The 15,518-nt window shown below is 74.0% G+C and carries 11 protein-coding genes; 9 read left to right on the top strand and 2 right to left on the bottom strand.

The window, feature by feature from the left end:
• Window positions 1-44 precede the first annotated feature (44 nt).
• From fxsA to fxsT, 5 genes are all read left to right on the top strand, one after another.
• Window positions 45-230 carry an FxSxx-COOH cyclophane-containing RiPP peptide gene (gene fxsA, locus ACTMS9_RS27915; RefSeq protein WP_334571923.1) on the top strand — a complete coding sequence of 62 codons (186 nt, stop codon included), beginning with the start codon at window positions 45-47 and terminating at the stop codon, window positions 228-230.
• Window positions 202-2,535, top strand: a complete 2,334-nt coding sequence (locus ACTMS9_RS27910; protein WP_441166396.1) for an FxsB family cyclophane-forming radical SAM/SPASM peptide maturase — start codon at window positions 202-204, stop codon at window positions 2,533-2,535. The genes fxsA and ACTMS9_RS27910 overlap by 29 nt, the downstream gene beginning before the upstream one ends.
• A gap of 129 nt (window positions 2,536-2,664) precedes the next feature.
• Window positions 2,665-3,345 (top strand): TIR-like protein FxsC, encoded by a 681-nt coding sequence (locus ACTMS9_RS27905; RefSeq protein ID WP_441148604.1) that lies wholly within the window; start codon window positions 2,665-2,667, stop codon window positions 3,343-3,345.
• On the top strand, window positions 3,332-4,498 hold the full coding sequence (locus ACTMS9_RS27900; protein ID WP_441166395.1) for a TIR-like protein FxsC: 1,167 nt from the start codon (window positions 3,332-3,334) through the stop codon (window positions 4,496-4,498). Before ACTMS9_RS27905 ends, ACTMS9_RS27900 begins: the two co-directional genes overlap by 14 nt.
• Window positions 4,495-8,409 carry an FxSxx-COOH system tetratricopeptide repeat protein gene (fxsT, locus tag ACTMS9_RS27895; RefSeq protein WP_441148602.1) on the top strand — a complete coding sequence of 1,305 codons (3,915 nt, stop codon included), beginning with the start codon at window positions 4,495-4,497 and terminating at the stop codon, window positions 8,407-8,409. Before ACTMS9_RS27900 ends, fxsT begins: the two co-directional genes overlap by 4 nt.
• Here fxsT and ACTMS9_RS27890 read toward each other — a convergent pair.
• Window positions 8,403-9,356 (bottom strand): alpha/beta fold hydrolase, encoded by a 954-nt coding sequence (locus ACTMS9_RS27890; RefSeq protein ID WP_441148601.1) that lies wholly within the window; start codon window positions 9,354-9,356, stop codon window positions 8,403-8,405. The two genes, fxsT and ACTMS9_RS27890, sit on opposite strands and share 7 nt — an antisense overlap.
• Window positions 9,357-9,570: 214 nt before the next feature.
• Window positions 9,571-10,602, bottom strand: coding sequence for a helix-turn-helix domain-containing protein (locus ACTMS9_RS27885; protein WP_441166394.1), 1,032 nt, complete (start codon window positions 10,600-10,602; stop codon window positions 9,571-9,573).
• Between the two features lie 212 nt (window positions 10,603-10,814).
• Between ACTMS9_RS27885 and ACTMS9_RS27880 the strand changes: the two genes are divergently transcribed.
• From ACTMS9_RS27880 to ACTMS9_RS27865, 4 genes are all read left to right on the top strand, one after another.
• Entirely contained in the window at window positions 10,815-11,750 is a 936-nt protein-coding gene (locus ACTMS9_RS27880; RefSeq protein ID WP_441166393.1) for a diacylglycerol/lipid kinase family protein, read from the top strand.
• 32 nt (window positions 11,751-11,782) lie between these two features.
• Complete coding sequence (locus tag ACTMS9_RS27875; protein ID WP_441148598.1) at window positions 11,783-12,448, top strand: hypothetical protein; 666 nt, start codon at window positions 11,783-11,785, stop codon at window positions 12,446-12,448.
• Between the two features lie 68 nt (window positions 12,449-12,516).
• A complete protein-coding gene (locus tag ACTMS9_RS27870; RefSeq protein ID WP_441148597.1) occupies window positions 12,517-13,290 on the top strand; it encodes a nucleotidyltransferase domain-containing protein in 774 nt (257 codons plus the stop codon).
• A gap of 206 nt (window positions 13,291-13,496) precedes the next feature.
• Window positions 13,497-15,512 carry a phage tail sheath family protein gene (locus ACTMS9_RS27865; RefSeq protein ID WP_441166392.1) on the top strand — a complete coding sequence of 672 codons (2,016 nt, stop codon included), beginning with the start codon at window positions 13,497-13,499 and terminating at the stop codon, window positions 15,510-15,512.
• The last annotated feature ends 6 nt before the right edge of the window (window positions 15,513-15,518 follow it).

Here is a 15,518-nt window from a genome sequence, read left to right as displayed (position 1 = left end):
CCGTGGATGTCGACCGACCATCAACCGCATATGGGGGAACCGACGTGGATCGCATCGCAGTCCGTCCCGACCCGACCCCGACCCCGAGCCCGCCGCCACTGGACGACCTGCGGCACACACCGCTCGGCCAGATCTCCCTCTCCCGGGCGCGTGCCGTCGCCCGGGTCCACGACCGCAGGGTCGACCGCCCGACCGGCGTCGATGTCGCAGGCTTCGGCTCTTCGATCTGACGCTGGCGGGCCGGGCAGGAAGCCGCCCGGGCAGGTCAGCCCGCTGAGTCAGTACGTGCTCAAGCTGACCAGCCGCTGCGACCTCGCCTGCGACCACTGCTACGTCTACCAGCATCCCGACCAGTCCTGGCGCCACCAACCACACGTGATGGCGGCGTCCACACTGGAGCAGGCGGCGCGCCGGATCGCCGAACACGCCGCCGCGCACGGGCTCGACACCGTCCGCGTCGTGCTGCACGGCGGCGAGCCGCTGCTGGCCGGCGCGGGCGGCCTGGCCGCCGCCGCCGCCGAGCTGCGCCGCCGGATCGACCCGGTGGCGCGGCTCGACCTGCGGATGCAGTCCAACGGCGTGCTGCTCACGCCGCGCATCTGCGACGTGCTCGTCGCGTACGACGTGAAGGTCGGCATCTCGCTCGACGGCGACCTGGCGGCCAACGACCTGCACCGCCGCTACGCCAGCGGCCAGAGCAGCCACGCCGCCGTGCTGCGCGGGCTGGCGCTGCTGCGCCGCCCCGAATACCGGTCCAGCTACGCCGGCATCCTGTGCACCATCGACCTGGCCAACGACCCGGTCGCGGTCTACGAGGCGCTGCTGGCCCAGGAGCCGCCGCAGATCGACTTCCTGCTCCCGCACGCCAACTGGGAGCGCCCGCCGGCGCGCCCCGAGGGGGTGCCCACCCCGTACGCCGACTGGCTGCTGGCGATCCACCGGCGCTGGCTGGCCGACGGGCGGCCGGTGCCGATCCGGCTGCTGGAATCCCTGCTCTCCACCGCGTCCGGCGGGGCCACCCGCACCGAGGCGGTCGGGCTGGGCTTCGCCGACCTGGTCGTCATCGAGACGGACGGGACCTTCGAGCAGGTCGACTCCCTCAAGTCGGCCTACGACGGCGCCCCGGCCACCGGGCTGGACATCTTCCGCCACCGGGTCGACGACGCCGCCGCCCACCCCATGATCGCCATCCGGCAGACCGGCCTCGCCGGCCTCTGCGCCACCTGCCGGGAGTGCGAGGTCGTGCAGCAGTGCGGCGGCGGTCTCTTCGCCCACCGGTACCGCCCCGACACCGGCTTCGACAACCCGTCGGCCTACTGCGCAGACCTCAAGGAACTGATCCACGCGATGACGACCGCCGACGTACCCGCCCAGCGGCAGCCCACCGACGCGCTGAGCCCGACGGTGCTCGACGACCTCGGCACCGGCTACGGCACCGTGGAGTCGGCCCGCCACCTCGCCTCGGTCCATCTCGGGCTGGTCCGCGCGCTGCTGGTCGACCTCAGCCCCCGCGCGGCGCACGACGAGCGGGCCGCGGCCGGCTGGCAGCTGCTGGTCGACCTGGACCTGACCGCCCCCGAGGCCGTCCGCGCCGTGCTGGAGCACCCGTTCGTCCGTCGCTGGGCGCAGCGGTGCCGCGACGAGGCGACCGCCGACCTGGCGTACCTGGCGTGCGTGGCGGCCGCCGCCGCGATCCACGCCGGAGCCGACGCCGAGCTCACCGTGCCGGCGCGCGACGGGGCGCTGAGCCTGCCCACGCTCGGCGCGCTGGCCGTCGACGCCGACGAGGAGGCGGTGCTTTTGTCCATCCACGACGGGGGGTTCACCGCGCGGGCCGGCGGGCGCCGGCTCACCGTGCGGCCCGGCCGGCCGGACCTCCCGGACGGGTGGCGGCCGGTGCGGGCGGCGGTCGCCGACGGGCACCACGTCCTGCTGGAGGACACCGACCCGTACCGGGACTGTTTCGCGGTGCCGGTCGCGCCCCGGCTGCCGGCGGCCACCGCCGACGGATGGACCCGGCAGCTGACCCGGGCGCTGCGCCGCGTCGACGTCGAGGCCGGCGGGTACGCCCCGGGCCTGCGGACGCTGCTGCGCGCGGTGGTGCCGCTGCGGGCCGACGAGGGCGGGATGCAGCGCAGCGCCGCCGCCGGGGCCGCCTTCGGCGCGGTGGCCGTCGCGCCGGTCGGCGACGACGCGGCGCTCGCGGTGCTGCTGGTGCACGAGGTGCAGCACCTCAAGATGCACGCGGTGCTGGACGTCTGCGACCTGTTCGACCGGCACGACCGGCGCCGGCTGACCGTGCCCTGGCGGGCGGACCCGCGGCCGGTGGAGGGCGTCCTGCACGGCACGTACGCTCACCTGGCCGTCGCCGACGTGTGGCGTCGCCGGCCCGGCGGCGCGGCGGCGACCACCTTCCGCCGCTACCGCGACTGGACCGACGGCGCCCTCGACGCGCTGCTCGACCTCGGTGCGTTGACCGCCGCCGGCGAGCGGTTCGCGCACCGGATGCGCGACACACTGGACAGCTGGTCGTGACCCCCGATGCCGCCGCGGTCACTGCTCCGGGCACCGATCGGCCCCGGTGCTGGTGACGGGGACACCCGGTATTGCGTACGCCGATACTGTGGACGGTTCAGGATGTCCCACGTCGGGCGGGAGCGGCAGGTGACCGAGGAAGAGTTCCGGGTCGACCCGTCCGCGCCCGTGTTCTTCCTCAGCTACGCCCGGACGAAGAACCGGGTCGCCGCGCCCCCGCGGGACACCAACAGCAAGGTGTTCCAGCTCTTCGTGGACCTCTCCGACCACGTGGTCGAGCTGCTCGGTCTGCCGCCGGGGCGCCCGGCCGGCTTCATGGACCGAGTGATCGACGGCGGCCAGCTCTGGACGGAGGACCTGGCCTTCGCCGCCGGCCACAGCCAGGTCTTCATCCCGCTGATCTCGCCGCAGTACCTCAACAGCGCCTGGTGCGCCCGCGAGTGGGACGCCTTCGCCCGCCGCCGGTTCACCCTGCGCCCCGGCGCGGCGGCCACGCCGGGGGAGACCCCGATCATCCCGGTCAACTGGTCGGTGGTGGAGCGGCACCGGGTGCCGCCGGTCGTGTCGCAGCGGCAGATGTTCACCCCCACCCGGTTACCCTCGGACATCGCCCCGCAGTACCACGACGAGGGCATCTACGGCCTGCTCAGCCTCGGCAAGAACGGCAAGGACGCCTACGACGCGGTGGTGTGGCGCCTGGCGCAACGGGTCGCCAAGGCGTACCACACGCACTGGGTGCAGGCCCAGGTCCCCGCCGACATGCAGCAGCTCCGCGCGACGTTCGAGGAGGTCGGGCATGACCTGGTCTGACGCTTCCTCGTCCGGCGCGCCGCCGGGCCGGCAGACGTACTTTTTCCTCAGCTACGCGCACTCGGTGCCGCTGTCCGCGTCGGCCCGCCCGGACACCGACTTCTGGGTCAACCGGTTCTTCCAGGACCTCGGCGCCGCCGTGCGACGCGGCGCCCGCCGCACCGGCGAGCTGGACGTGGGGTTCTTCGACGGGCTGGTCAGCCCCGGCGCCGACCTCAAGCAGACGCTCACCGACGCGCTCAGCGTCGCCCACGTCTTCGTGCCGCTCTACTCGCCCAAGTACTTCAGCAACGCCTGGGCGGTCGGCGAGCGGGACTCGTTCCGCAGCCGGCTCACCCGGTTGGCGCCCGGCCGGGCCGCGCGGCACATCCTGCCGGTGCTCTGGCTGCCCCTGTCGCCCTGGGAGGAGCGGCCCGAGACGGCGCAGGCGCTGGAGCTGGTCGGCGACGGCGCCGAGCGGGCCGACTACGCCGAGAACGGGCTGCGGGCGCTGTGCAAGCTCAGCGCCTACCGCCGGCAGTACGAGAGCATCCTGTCCGTGCTCGCCGAACGGATCATCACGGTGACGGAGAGCGAGCCGCTCGCCCCGTCCCGCGCCGTGACGGTGACCAGCAACCCGGTGACCGACAGCGGGGAGACCGCGCTGGTGGTCACCACGCTCACCCCGCACGGCCCGCGCTGGCGGCCGTACGGCGACCAGCACGAGCTGGCCGTCGCCGACTACGTCGCGGCCACCGCCGAGCGGCTGGGCCTGTCCACCCGGGTGGTCGCCTTCGCCGACGCCCGCACCCAGGCGCCGCAGTGCCCCACCGTCGTGCTGGTCGACGCCGCCATCGGCGCGGACGCCGCGCGCGACGCGGTCGACGGGCTGCCCCGCTGGGCGGTGCCGCTGGTCATCGCCGCCGACGGTGAGCGTGGCGAGACGACGCCCGAGGCGATCGCCGGTACGTTGCAGGACGCCCGCTTTCCGCAGGTGCTGCCGGTGCGGGACATCGCGGAGTTCGAGCGCTGCGCGCCGCAGCTGGTGATCGAGGCCCGTAAGCAGTTCCTCCGACACGGTCCGGTCGATCCGCCCGACGGCCCGGCCGTGCCCCGGCCGAGCCTGCGTCCGGCCGGCGCATCAGACGTAGGGCGAGGGAAGGAAGACCGATGACGCGACCGCGCGATGGCCAGGTCGTCACCTTCTACTCATACAAGGGTGGCACCGGCCGCACGATGGCGCTGGCCAACACGGCCTGGATCCTGGCCGCGAACGGGCAGCGGGTGCTCGTCGCCGACTGGGACCTGGAATCCCCCGGCCTGCACCGGTTCTACGCGCCGTTCCTCGACCCCGAGCAGGTCGCCTCCACCGGCGGGGTGATGGACCTGATCCTGGAGTACGAGTGGGAGAACGCCCGGCGGCGCGCCGAGTCCGACGCAGCCGCCCGCCCCGGTGACTGGCACCGCCAGTTCGCCCGGGTGCACAAGTACGCCTTCTCGGTGAACTGGGAGTTCCCCGGCGGCGGCAGCCTCGACCTGCTGCTCGCCGGCCGGCACAACCCCGACTACGCCACCAGCGTCACCGGCCTGAACTGGGACAACTTCTACAACCGCCTCGGCGGCGCGCAGTTCTTCGACGCCCTGCGCGAGGACATGAAGCGGCACTACGACTACACGCTGATCGACAGCCGCACCGGCATCAGTGACGTCGCCGAGATCTGCACCATCCACCTGCCGGACGTGCTGGTGGACTGCTTCACCCTCAGCGACCAGGGCATCGACGGCGCCTCGGCGGTCGCCCGCCGGGTCCGGGGGTACGAGGGACGCCGCGCGCGGCGGGTGCTGCCGGTGCCGATGCGGGTCGACGACGGGGAGAAGGGCAAGCGGGACGCCGGCCGGACGCTGGCGATGCAGCGCTTCGCCGGCCTGCCCAGCGGCATGACCGACGCCGAACGCCAGGAGTACTGGCTGACCGTCGAGGTGCCCTACCGGGCGTACTACGCCTACGAGGAGACGCTGGCGACCTTCGGCGACGAGCCGGGCGGCCGGACCACCCTGCTGTCCGCGTACGAGACGTTGACCAGCCACATCACCAACGGCCGGATCGGCTCGCTGCCCCGGCTCGACGAGGCGCTGCGCCGGCAGACCGTCCAGCGCTTCGAGCGCAAGCCGGCCGTCCCCGACGAGCTGATCGTGCTGCGGCACGCCGCCGAGGACCAGGCCTGGGCGGAGTGGGTGCAGGCGGTGCTCACCGGCGCGGACCTGCGGGTGCTGACCGTCGCGCCGGGCGCCGTCGCACCGGTGAAGGCCGACACCGCCTCCCGCGAGCTGCGGCTGGTCTCCCGGGCGTACGTCGCCGCGCGGGACCGGCTCGGCCCGGACGTGGTCGGGCGCGGTGGCGCCACCCTGGCCGTGCACCTCGACGACACCCCTCCCGCCCCGGACGTCCCGGTCGGCAGTTGGACCTCGGTGCACAACCGGAGCGTGGAGGCCGCCACCGAGCAACTGCTCAAGCTCGTCGGGCGGCCCACCGGCGACGGCGGGCGGGGCCTGCCGGGCGCCCGCTTCCCGGCCGTCGGTGCGGACGTGTTCAACCCGCCCGGCCGCAACGTCCGCTTCACCGGCCGCGAGCAGTTGCTGCGCCGGCTGCGCGAGGAGCTGAAGGCCGGCGGCAACGAGCGCACCCCGGTGGCGCTGCTCGGCGGCGCCGGGATCGGCAAGACCCAGCTGGCCATCGAGTACGCGCACCGCTTCCGCGGCGCGTACGACATCGTCTGGTGGATCGACGCGGACCCGCCGCAGTTCGTCGACGTGCAGGTGTCCGACCTCGGCCGCGAACTCGGCCTGCCGGAGCTGCCGACCATCCCGGAGAAGACCCGGGCCGTGCGGCAGTGGCTCAGCCGCGCCGAGCGCCACGAGGACGGCGGCCAGCCACCCCGGTGGCTGCTGGTGTTCGACAACGCCGACCAGTACGAGCACGTCAAGGACTTCCTGCCGCAGGGCAACGGGCACGTCCTGGTCACCACCCGCAACCCGGACTGGGGGGACCTGGCCCGGGCGGTGGACGTGGAGGCGTTCCAGCGGACGGAGAGCGTGTCGCACCTGCGCGCCCGCATCGGCGAGCAGCTGATGAGCGTCGCCGAGGCCGAGCAGGTCGCCGAGGCGGTGGAGAACATCCCGATTCTGGTCGCGATGGCCGGCGCCTGGCTGGCCGACACCGGCACCCCGGTGGGCGACTACCTGGCCGGGCTGGAACGCAGCGGCCCGGAGACCGACGTGTGGGGCCAATCCCTGCAGCGGCTCAAGGAGCAGTCCGCCGGCGCGTACCGGCTGCTGCAGCTCTCCTCGGTGCTGGCGCCGGAGATCTCCCTGGACCTGCTCTACGGCGACCAGGTGGCCCGGGTCATCGCGCCGCACGACCCGGTGGTGGCGGCCCGGGTCGCCGACCGGGTGTCCGAGCGGGACATCGCCGCGGCCCTGGTGCAGCGGATCAACCGGCTCGCGTTGATCAAGGTGGACCTGCACGCCCAGCGGGTGCAGGTGCACCGCCTGCTCCAGGCCGCGCTGCGGGTCCGCATGTCCGACACCGAGCTGAACGAGATCAAGCACGACGTGCACCGGATCCTCGCCGGGTCGCGCCCGTCCGGCGAGGTGGAGGATCCGGCCGTACAGGACCGGTTCCGCATCCTCTGGCCGCACCTGGACGGCTCCGACGCCGTCTCCTGCCAGGACGACAACGTCCGCCAGCTGGTGATCGACCGGATCCGGTACATCTACCTCAACGGCGGCTTCGAGCAGGGCGAGCAGTACGCGCGGCAGGCCGACAAGACCTGGTCGACGCGGCTGGAGGAGCTGTCACCGGACTCGCCGCCGCACCGGGCGCTGCGGGTGCAACTGCTGCACCTGCGGTTCAACTGGGCGAACCTGCTGCGCGGCCTGGGCCGGTTCGAGGAGGCCCGCCAGCTCGACGAGGACACCCTGCGCCAGCAGGAGGAACTGATCGGCGCCAGCCACCCGTACACGCTGATGACGGCCGGCAGCTACGCCGGCGACCTGCGCGCCCTCGGCCGCTACCGGGAGGCGCTGGAGCGGGACCTGCGCACCTACTCGGCCTCCGTGGAGGTGTTCGGCGAGGACAACCGTCGCACCCTGGTCGCCGCCAACAACCTGGCCGCCTCCTACCAGCTGATGGGCCAGTTCGCCCGGTCCCGGGAGCTGGACGAGAGCACCTACCGCCGGCTGCGGCTGGTGCTCGGCGCCGAGCACCCGCGGACCCTCTTCTCCGCCAGCAACCTGGCCCGGGACCTGCGCGAGGTCGGCGAGTACGAGCGGTCGGTGTCGCTGCTGCGGGGCGTGGTGGAGGGCTACCGCCGGCTCTTCGGCGAGCACTCCCGCGACGCGCTCGTCGCCCAGGCCAACCTCGCCGTGTCGCTGCGCAGCACCGGGGAGATCGACGAGGCGGCCGAGCTGCTCGACGTCGCCTACGAGCGGCTGCGCACCAGCTTCGGCCCGACCAGCCCGGACACCCTGTTCAGCTGGCTGAGCCGCACGGCGAACATGATGCTCCAGGGGCAGGGCGCCCGGGCCCGGGCCGAGCTGGCCGAGGTCGGGCAGATGTTCGCCCAGGTGTTCGGCGCCGAGCACCCGTACGCGCTGGTCTGCCGCAACAACCTCGCGGTGGCGACCTGGGACGCGGGGGAGCACGCCACGGCCCGCACGCTCGCCGAGTCCGCCGCCGAGGCGCTGCGCGCGGCGCTGGAGGAGCGGCATCCGTTCGCGATGGCGGCGGCGAACAACGCCGCGGTCTTCGACATCTACTCCGGCGAGCTGGAGGAGGGCCGGGCGCGGCTGCGGACCGTCGTGGAGCGGATGGTCGAGGTGCTCGGCCCCGAACACCCCGACACCCTGCGCGGCCTGGGCAACCTGGAGGTCGTCCACCAGATGGCGTCGGGCGGGCTGGTGAGCATCGGCCGGACCCGGATCGCCGACCGGCTGGCCGACCGGATCGGTCAGCGGCATCCGAGCGTGGTGGTGCTGCGCGACGGCCGGCTGGTACGCCGGGTCGTCGACCCGCACCCCTACTGATCGGGCCGGCTGCCGATCAGCACGTCCCGGCCCACCGGCGCGCCGACGTCGGTGAGCCAGCGCAGCATGCGCGGCAGCTCCTCGACGGCGTCGAAGTGCGCCGCGCCGGGCTGCACCTCCACCTCGGCGCCCGGAATCTGCCCGGCCAGCCACCGTGCGTGGCTGGCCGGGGCGAAGGTGTCCTCCGCGCCGTGCCACAGCCGCACCGGCGTCACCGCCGTGTCGATCGCCCCGAGGTCGAACTTCCAGCTCCGCCGCAGCGCCAGCACGTCGTCGATCCACCCGTACGGGCCGGCGCGCAGCGCCTCCTCGTAGGTGTCGGTGATGAGCCGGCGCAGCGCCGCGTCGTTGACCGCCCGCCGGTCCGCCGCGCTCATCTCCACCATCAGCTCCTCCAGCAGGAACCGTGGATCCTCGACCGCCCGGGCGGCGCGGCGCCGGATCTGCTCGATCACCGAGGCGGTGTCCCGGTTGCCGTCGCCGCCGAAGCCGCGCACGTTGTCGCTGTTCATCCCGGCGAACCAGTCGAGCTGCGTGGCGTCGGACGGGGCGAAGCTGACCAGCACCGCGACCCGGGTCACCCGGCCGCGTAACGCGCCGTCGGCGGCGCAGGCCAGCGCGTGCGGGCCGCCGCCGGAACGGCCGGCGACGGCGAAGTGCTCCAGCCCGAGCTGGTCGGCGATCGCTTCGACGTCGCGGGCGGCGTCGGCGACGTCGCGGCCCTCCCGCCGGTCGGAGTCGCCGTACCCGGGACGGTCGTGCGCGATGAGCCGGACGCCGAGCCGGTAGAGAACGATGCCGCGTGGCTTCGGGCCACGGCGGCTGCCGGGGGTACCGTGGAGCAGGAAGACCGGAAACCCGTCGGGCGCGCCGGTGACCTCGTACGCCACGCGCTTGTTGTCCGCGCGGTGGGCGAATTCGGCCCCTGGCTCGCCATCTCGGGTCACTCCAGCCTGCCTTCCGGTGCTGCGTTCAGCCAACGTGCGTAACCCGGCGGGTGAGGAAGCTGATCCGGCTGCGACAACCTCACTCAGCAGTCGAGCCTAACGGTCGGGCCGGTCGCGTCGCTACGGAGAGCATCGACAAGGGGCCGGATCTGTCGGAAACGACACCCGTCCGGTCCCTTATCCTGGAACTTCCGCCTGACGCCCTGACCGGCCGTTACGGGTGCCCGGCGGGGCACCGGTCGGCACCCGGGCGGCCCGCGCCGCACGCCTGCGGCCAAGCGTCGGTGGCCCACCCGCCGGCCGCGTCCGGGTCGGCCCCGGCGGCGCTCGGGTCGCCGAAGCGCCAGTGCAGCCGGTACTGGGCGCGCAGCCGGGGCCGGGGCACCTGCCACTCGTACGCGACGACGCCCTCGCGTTCCTGGCGGCGCGGAACCACGTCGGCGGTCGTCTCCGAGGTGAACGACGTCTCGCTGCCCCAGACCGTGGGACGGGCGGCGGCGGGCAGGTCCAGCCGGATGGCGAGGCGGCGGGTGGGCAGCCGGATGTCGCGCTGCAACCAGTCGCCGAACTTCCACGCCGGCACCCGGTAGGCGTAGGCGAGCACGGTGCGCTGCCCGGGGTAGAGCGGCACGGGCGCGCCGCCGGTGTCGAACATCAGGGCGATCTTCAGGAAGGCGTCCCGGCTGCGGGTCACCCGCCAGCGCATCGGTTCCGGTCGGTCGGCGCCGATGGTGGCGGTGAAGTCGACCTCGTCCAGGGTGAGCGGGTGGCGGCTGTGGAAGTCCGTGGAGCAGGCCGGGTCGTCGGGGAACCGGTCGATGTCGATCTGCACGGTGTGCCGGGTGATCGGCTCGGTGCCGACGCTGTTCAGGATGCGCCGGAACCGGCACTCGTACCAGCCGTCGACGAGGGAGAGGCTGGCCTGCTCGTCGTCGATCACCAGGTGCGGCCCGGCGGGCGGCGGCACGGCGGTGGGGCCCAGGGCGGGCAGCCGGCCGTCGCCGCGCGTGCCGGCGAACTCGACGTACCGCTGCCAGATCCGGTTGCCGCTGTCGAGCACCAGTTCGACGCGGCGGGCGAACTCCTCGGTCGGCTGGTGCCGGCCGTTCTCGATGTGGCTGACGTACGAGGGGTCGAAGCCGGTCCGCTCCGCCAGTTCCTTCTTGGACAGTCGGCGCTGGTGTCGCCAGTGCGTGAGCTCCCGTACGAAAGCCGCGGCCGCATCGTCCTGTATGGAGCCGTCCATGCCCCCGTCCCTGGGTGTCGGGCCTCAAGTGTGTCCCAGGTGTTGCGGCCGCGCCAGCCGTGATTCGCCGGCCGGCAGCAGGTCCCGCCGGCCGGCGTCGAAAGTGTGAACGCGGCGTTACTGGACGGCCAACACCGCCGCCGCCCGGCCGTCGGACACCGGCTCCTGCCGCGACGCGTGGGACTCCGGCCGCCTGGGTATCAGGTCCGGTCATGAGCACGCGCAGCACGGCGACCGACGAGCGTCCCGCGACCACCGCGAAGGTGGGCACGGTCGCGGTCGTCGCCCACCGGAGGAAGACCCTCGGCGGCGGCCTCGACGAGCTGCGCGCGACCCTCGTCGCCGCCGGGGTCGAGGACCTGCTCTGGTACGAGGTGCCCAAGAGTCGCAAGGCGCCCAAGAAGGCCCGTAAGGCGCTGAAGAAGGGCGCCGAGCTGGTCTTCGTCTGGGGCGGCGACGGCATGGTGCAGCGCTGCGCCGACGCCCTCGCCGGATCGGACGCCGTCATGGCGATCCTGCCCGCCGGCACCGCCAACCTCTTCGCCGCCAACCTCGGCATCCCCACCGACCTCGCCGAGGCGGTCCGCGTCGGCCTGCACGGCCACCGCCGTCGGCTGGACCTGGGCCGGCTCAACGGCGAGCACTTCGCGGTGATGGCCGGCGCCGGCTTCGACGGGGACCTGATCCGCGAGGCCGACCGCACCCTCAAGGGCCGACTCGGCCGGGCCGCGTACCTGTGGACCGGCCTGCGCCACGTGCGGGGCGAGCTGGTGCGCACCCGGATCCGGGTCGACGGGTCGGACTGGTTCGACGGCGAGGCGAGCTGCGTGCTGTTCGGCAACGTCGGCACCATCACCGGGGGAGTACCGGCGTTCGACGACGCCCGCCCCGACGACGGCGCCCTGGAGATCGGCGTCTCCACCGCCAGCGGCGCGATCGACTGGGCGCGCACCCTCGGCCGGATGGCCGCCGGCCGCTCCGAGGACTCACCGTTCGTCCGGATCACCCGCGGTCGCCGGATCAAGGTCCGCTTCGCGGTGCCGAAGACGTACGAGCTGGACGGCGGCGCGCGGGGCGAGACGACCCGGCTGAAGGTCAGGGTGGTGCCGGGGGCGTTGACGGTCTGCTGCCCCGAGACGGACAGTTGAGGGGCGAACCGGCACGACCCGGGGGAGGGGCGATGGGCCCGTCACAGGACATGGTCACCGTCCGCCGCCTGCGCCGGGGCATCGGCCTGGTCGGTATCGCGATGCCGTTCGTGCTGACCCTCGGAAACGCCCTCTTCGCCGGGCGCCTCACGCTGCTCGAATCGATCAGCGGGGCGTACCACACGGGGATGCGGGACGTCTTCGTCGGCAGCATGTGCGCCATCGGCGTCTTCCTCATCTGCTACCGGTACCGGCCCCTCGACGACGTGCTGAGCAGCGTCGGCGGCGCGCTGGCGGTCGCGGTAGCGCTGTTCCCCACCGCCTCGGGCGCCCGGGACGACCCGGTCAGCGCGACCGACATCCTGGTCGGGCGGGTGCACCAGGTCAGCGCCGCCGCCCTGTTCCTGCTGCTGGCCGGCTTCTGCCTGTTCCTGTTCACCAGGACCGACCCGGCCGTCGTCCCGGTCACCCCGGAGAAGCTGCTCCGCAACCGCGTCTACCGGATCTGCGGCGCGATCATCGTCGTGGCGGTGGCGCTCGCGCCGGCGAGCACCCTGCTTCCGGAGACGGTGCAGGAGGCGGTGAAGCCGGTCTTCTGGTGCGAGACCGTCGCCGTGCTCGCCTTCGGCGTCGCCTGGCTGGTCAAGGGCGAGGCGATCATCCGGGACGGCAGCGGTCGGGGCGCGGACCCGAGCTGAGCGGTCCCGCCGTACCCGTCTGGGGGTGGCACGCGGCCCGTCGACCGGGCCGAGGCAGGATGACGGCCATGGACCCGACCGTACGGCGCTATCTCGACGACCTGGTCGACGCGGCCCGCGACGTCCTCGACGACGACCTCGTGGGGGCGTACGCGGCCGGCTCGGTGGGCATGGGGGCGTACCAGCCGGGTCGCAGCGACGTGGACGTGGCGCTGGTCGTCGCCGGACCGCTGGATGCCCGACGCAAGCGCGACCTGGTGGCCCGGCTGCGGCACGAGGCGCTGCCCTGCCCGGCGCGCGGCCTGGAACTGGTCGCCTACACCCGCGCGGTCGCCGGCTCCGGCACCCCCGAACCGGGTTTCGAGGTCGAGCTGAACACCGGGGCCCAGATGCCCTTCCGTGCCACCTGGGACCCGGCCGAGCGGCCCACCGCCGACGGCCGCTTCTGGTACGGCCTGGACCGCGACATCCTGCACGAGCACGGGTACGCCCTGCTCGGCCCGCCCGCCGCCGACGTGTTCGCCGCCCTGGCCCCGGCCGACCTGCGCCGGCTGCTCGTCGAGGCGCTGCGCTGGTGGCTCGCCCTGCCCACCCCCGCCGACGACGCGCCCGCCCCGGGCGCCGAGGACGCGGTGCTCGGCGCCTGCCGGTCGTTGGTGAAGGCCCGGGACGGGGTGTGGCTGTCGAAGGTCGCCGCCGGCAGCCGGCTGGTCGACGCCGGCTACGAGGACGAGCTGATCGGGCGCTGCGTCGCCGCGCGCGCCGGGGGCGTCCCGCCCAGCGGCGCCGAGGCCCGGGCGTTCCAGCGGCGGGTGCTGGCGGAGATCGCCGCCGGGAGCTGACCGCGCGATGGTGGCGCATCACCCGGCGGTGCCGGGGCGCGCGGCGATCGGCGTCCGACGCCGGCCGGTCTGGTCGGTGGGGAGTGACCGGATGGACACCGCGTGTCGGGTACGCGTCTCGGCGCAGTCGGTTCCGCGCTAGAGCGGCCCGGCCCGGGGGGCGGAGGGTGTGACCAGCCCACCCCGCACTCCGAGACGAGGTAGTCATGCCCGTGACTCCGAGCTACCCCGGCGTCTACATCGAGGAAGTCCCGAGCGGCGTCCGTCCCGTGATCGGTGTGGCGACCGGCGTGACCGCGTTCGTGGGATACGTCCGCACCGGGCCGGAGAACCGCGCCGTCCGGGTGAACAGCTTCGGCGAGTTCGAGCGTCGCTTCGGCGGGGTGGACCGCGATTCCGAACTGAGCCTGGCCGTGCAGCAGTTCTTCCGCAACGGCGGCTCGGCCGCCCTGGTCGTCCGGGTGCCGAAGAGCGACGCCCGCGCGGCGTCGGTGACGCTGCTGGACAAGGTCGGCACCGGCCCGAAGTCGGCGCTCGTCCTGGACGCCGCCAGCACCGGCCAGTGGGGCAGCAACCTGCTGGTCGACGTCGACCACGACGACGCCGCCGATCCGAAGATCTTCAACCTCAGCGTGCGCGACGGGTCCACCGGCGTCGCCGAGCGGTTCGCCGGCCTCTCCGTCGACCCGACCAGCGCCGCCTACGCCGTCACCCTGCTCAACGATCCCGACCGCGGCTCCTCCCTGGTGCGGGCCCGCCCCGGCGCGAGCGGCGCCGGGCGGCCGGTCCCCAGCGGCACCGTCGGGGCCGCGATCGGCACCCCCACCGTCGACGCCGGCAAGAACTACCGGCTCACCGTCCAGCCCGACCGGCCCACCAAGCCGGACCCGGCCGACGCCACCAGGACGGTGCCCGCCGTGGCGGCGGTGACGGTGACCGTGCTGGAGAAGGGCGAGCGGCTGCCGTCCTCGCCCGCCGGGGTGGCCGCCCTGGTGCAGCGCAAGGTCAACGCCGCGCTCGGCGCCGCCGACGGGGCCGCCGGCCTGCGGGTCCGGGTCGTGCCCACCGCCGCCGGCGGGGTACGCCTCCTCGGCGACGTCGACCCGCTGGTGGCCCCGGCCGCCGTGGACGCCGCCTTCACCGTCGCCGGGGCGACCGCCTCCGGCGACGTCGCCGACGGCGCCGCCCTGCTCGGCCTGGGCGGGGCGACGGCCAACGTGGGCCGGTACACGCCGGTCGGCGCGAAGCGGCTCGGCCAGGGTGACCTGGTCACCGGCGCCGACGGCAGCACGCTGCCCGGCACCGGGGCGCTGGTCGGCTCGGAGGCCGCCTACTCGGGCCTCTACGCCCTGCTCAAGACCGACCTGTTCAACCTGCTCTGCATCCCCGACGCCACCCGGGCCCGGCACGGCGATCCGAGCACCGTCGACAGTGGAGTGGACCCGGAGGCGATCTGGTCCGCGGCGTACGAGCTGTGCGAGCGGCGCCGGGCGATGCTGCTGGTCGACCCGCCGCCCGGGGTGGACGACCCGGACCGCGCCCTGGACTGGATCAACCAGCTCGGGGTCAAGGGGCCGAACGCGGTCGCGCACTTCCCCCGGCTGCGTATCCCCGACCCCTCCGACGGTTTCCAGCCGCGCACCGTGGCGCCCGGCGGCACCCTCGCCGGCCTGTACGCCCGCCAGGACGCCGAGCGGGGCGTGTGGAAGGCCCCGGCCGGCACCGAGGCACAGCTGCGCGGCGTGACCACCCTGGTGTACCCGCTGACCGACGCCGAGAACGGCGTGCTCAACCCGCTCGGGCTCAACTGCCTGCGCACCTTCCCGGTGGTCGGCACGGTCAACTGGGGCGCCCGGACGACGGCCGGCGCGGATGTGCTGGCCAGCCAGTGGAAGTACACCCCGGTCCGCCGGCTGGCGCTCTACATCGAGGAGAGCGTGTTCCGGGGCACCCAGTGGGCCGTCTTCGAGCCGAACGACGAGCCGCTCTGGTCGCAGCTGCGGCTCAACCTGACGTCGTTCATGCAGGACCTGTTCCGCAAGGGCGCGTTCGCCGGGCGGACCCCGCGCGAGGCGTACCTGGTGCGCTGCGACGCGGAGACGACCACCAGCGACGACCGGGACCGCGGCGTGGTGAACGTGGTCGTCGGGTTCGCCCCGCTCAAACCCGCCGAGTTCGTGATCATCCGGATCCAGCAGCTCGCCGGCCAGAACCCGTCCTGAGAGGTG

The organism is Micromonospora sp. L31 (genome assembly GCF_052068075.1).
In the GTDB taxonomy this organism is placed as follows: Bacteria; Actinomycetota; Actinomycetes; order Mycobacteriales; family Micromonosporaceae; genus Micromonospora; species Micromonospora purpureochromogenes.
Note: the sequence above shows the minus strand (reverse complement) of the source record. Positions and strands in the feature narration are given on the sequence as shown.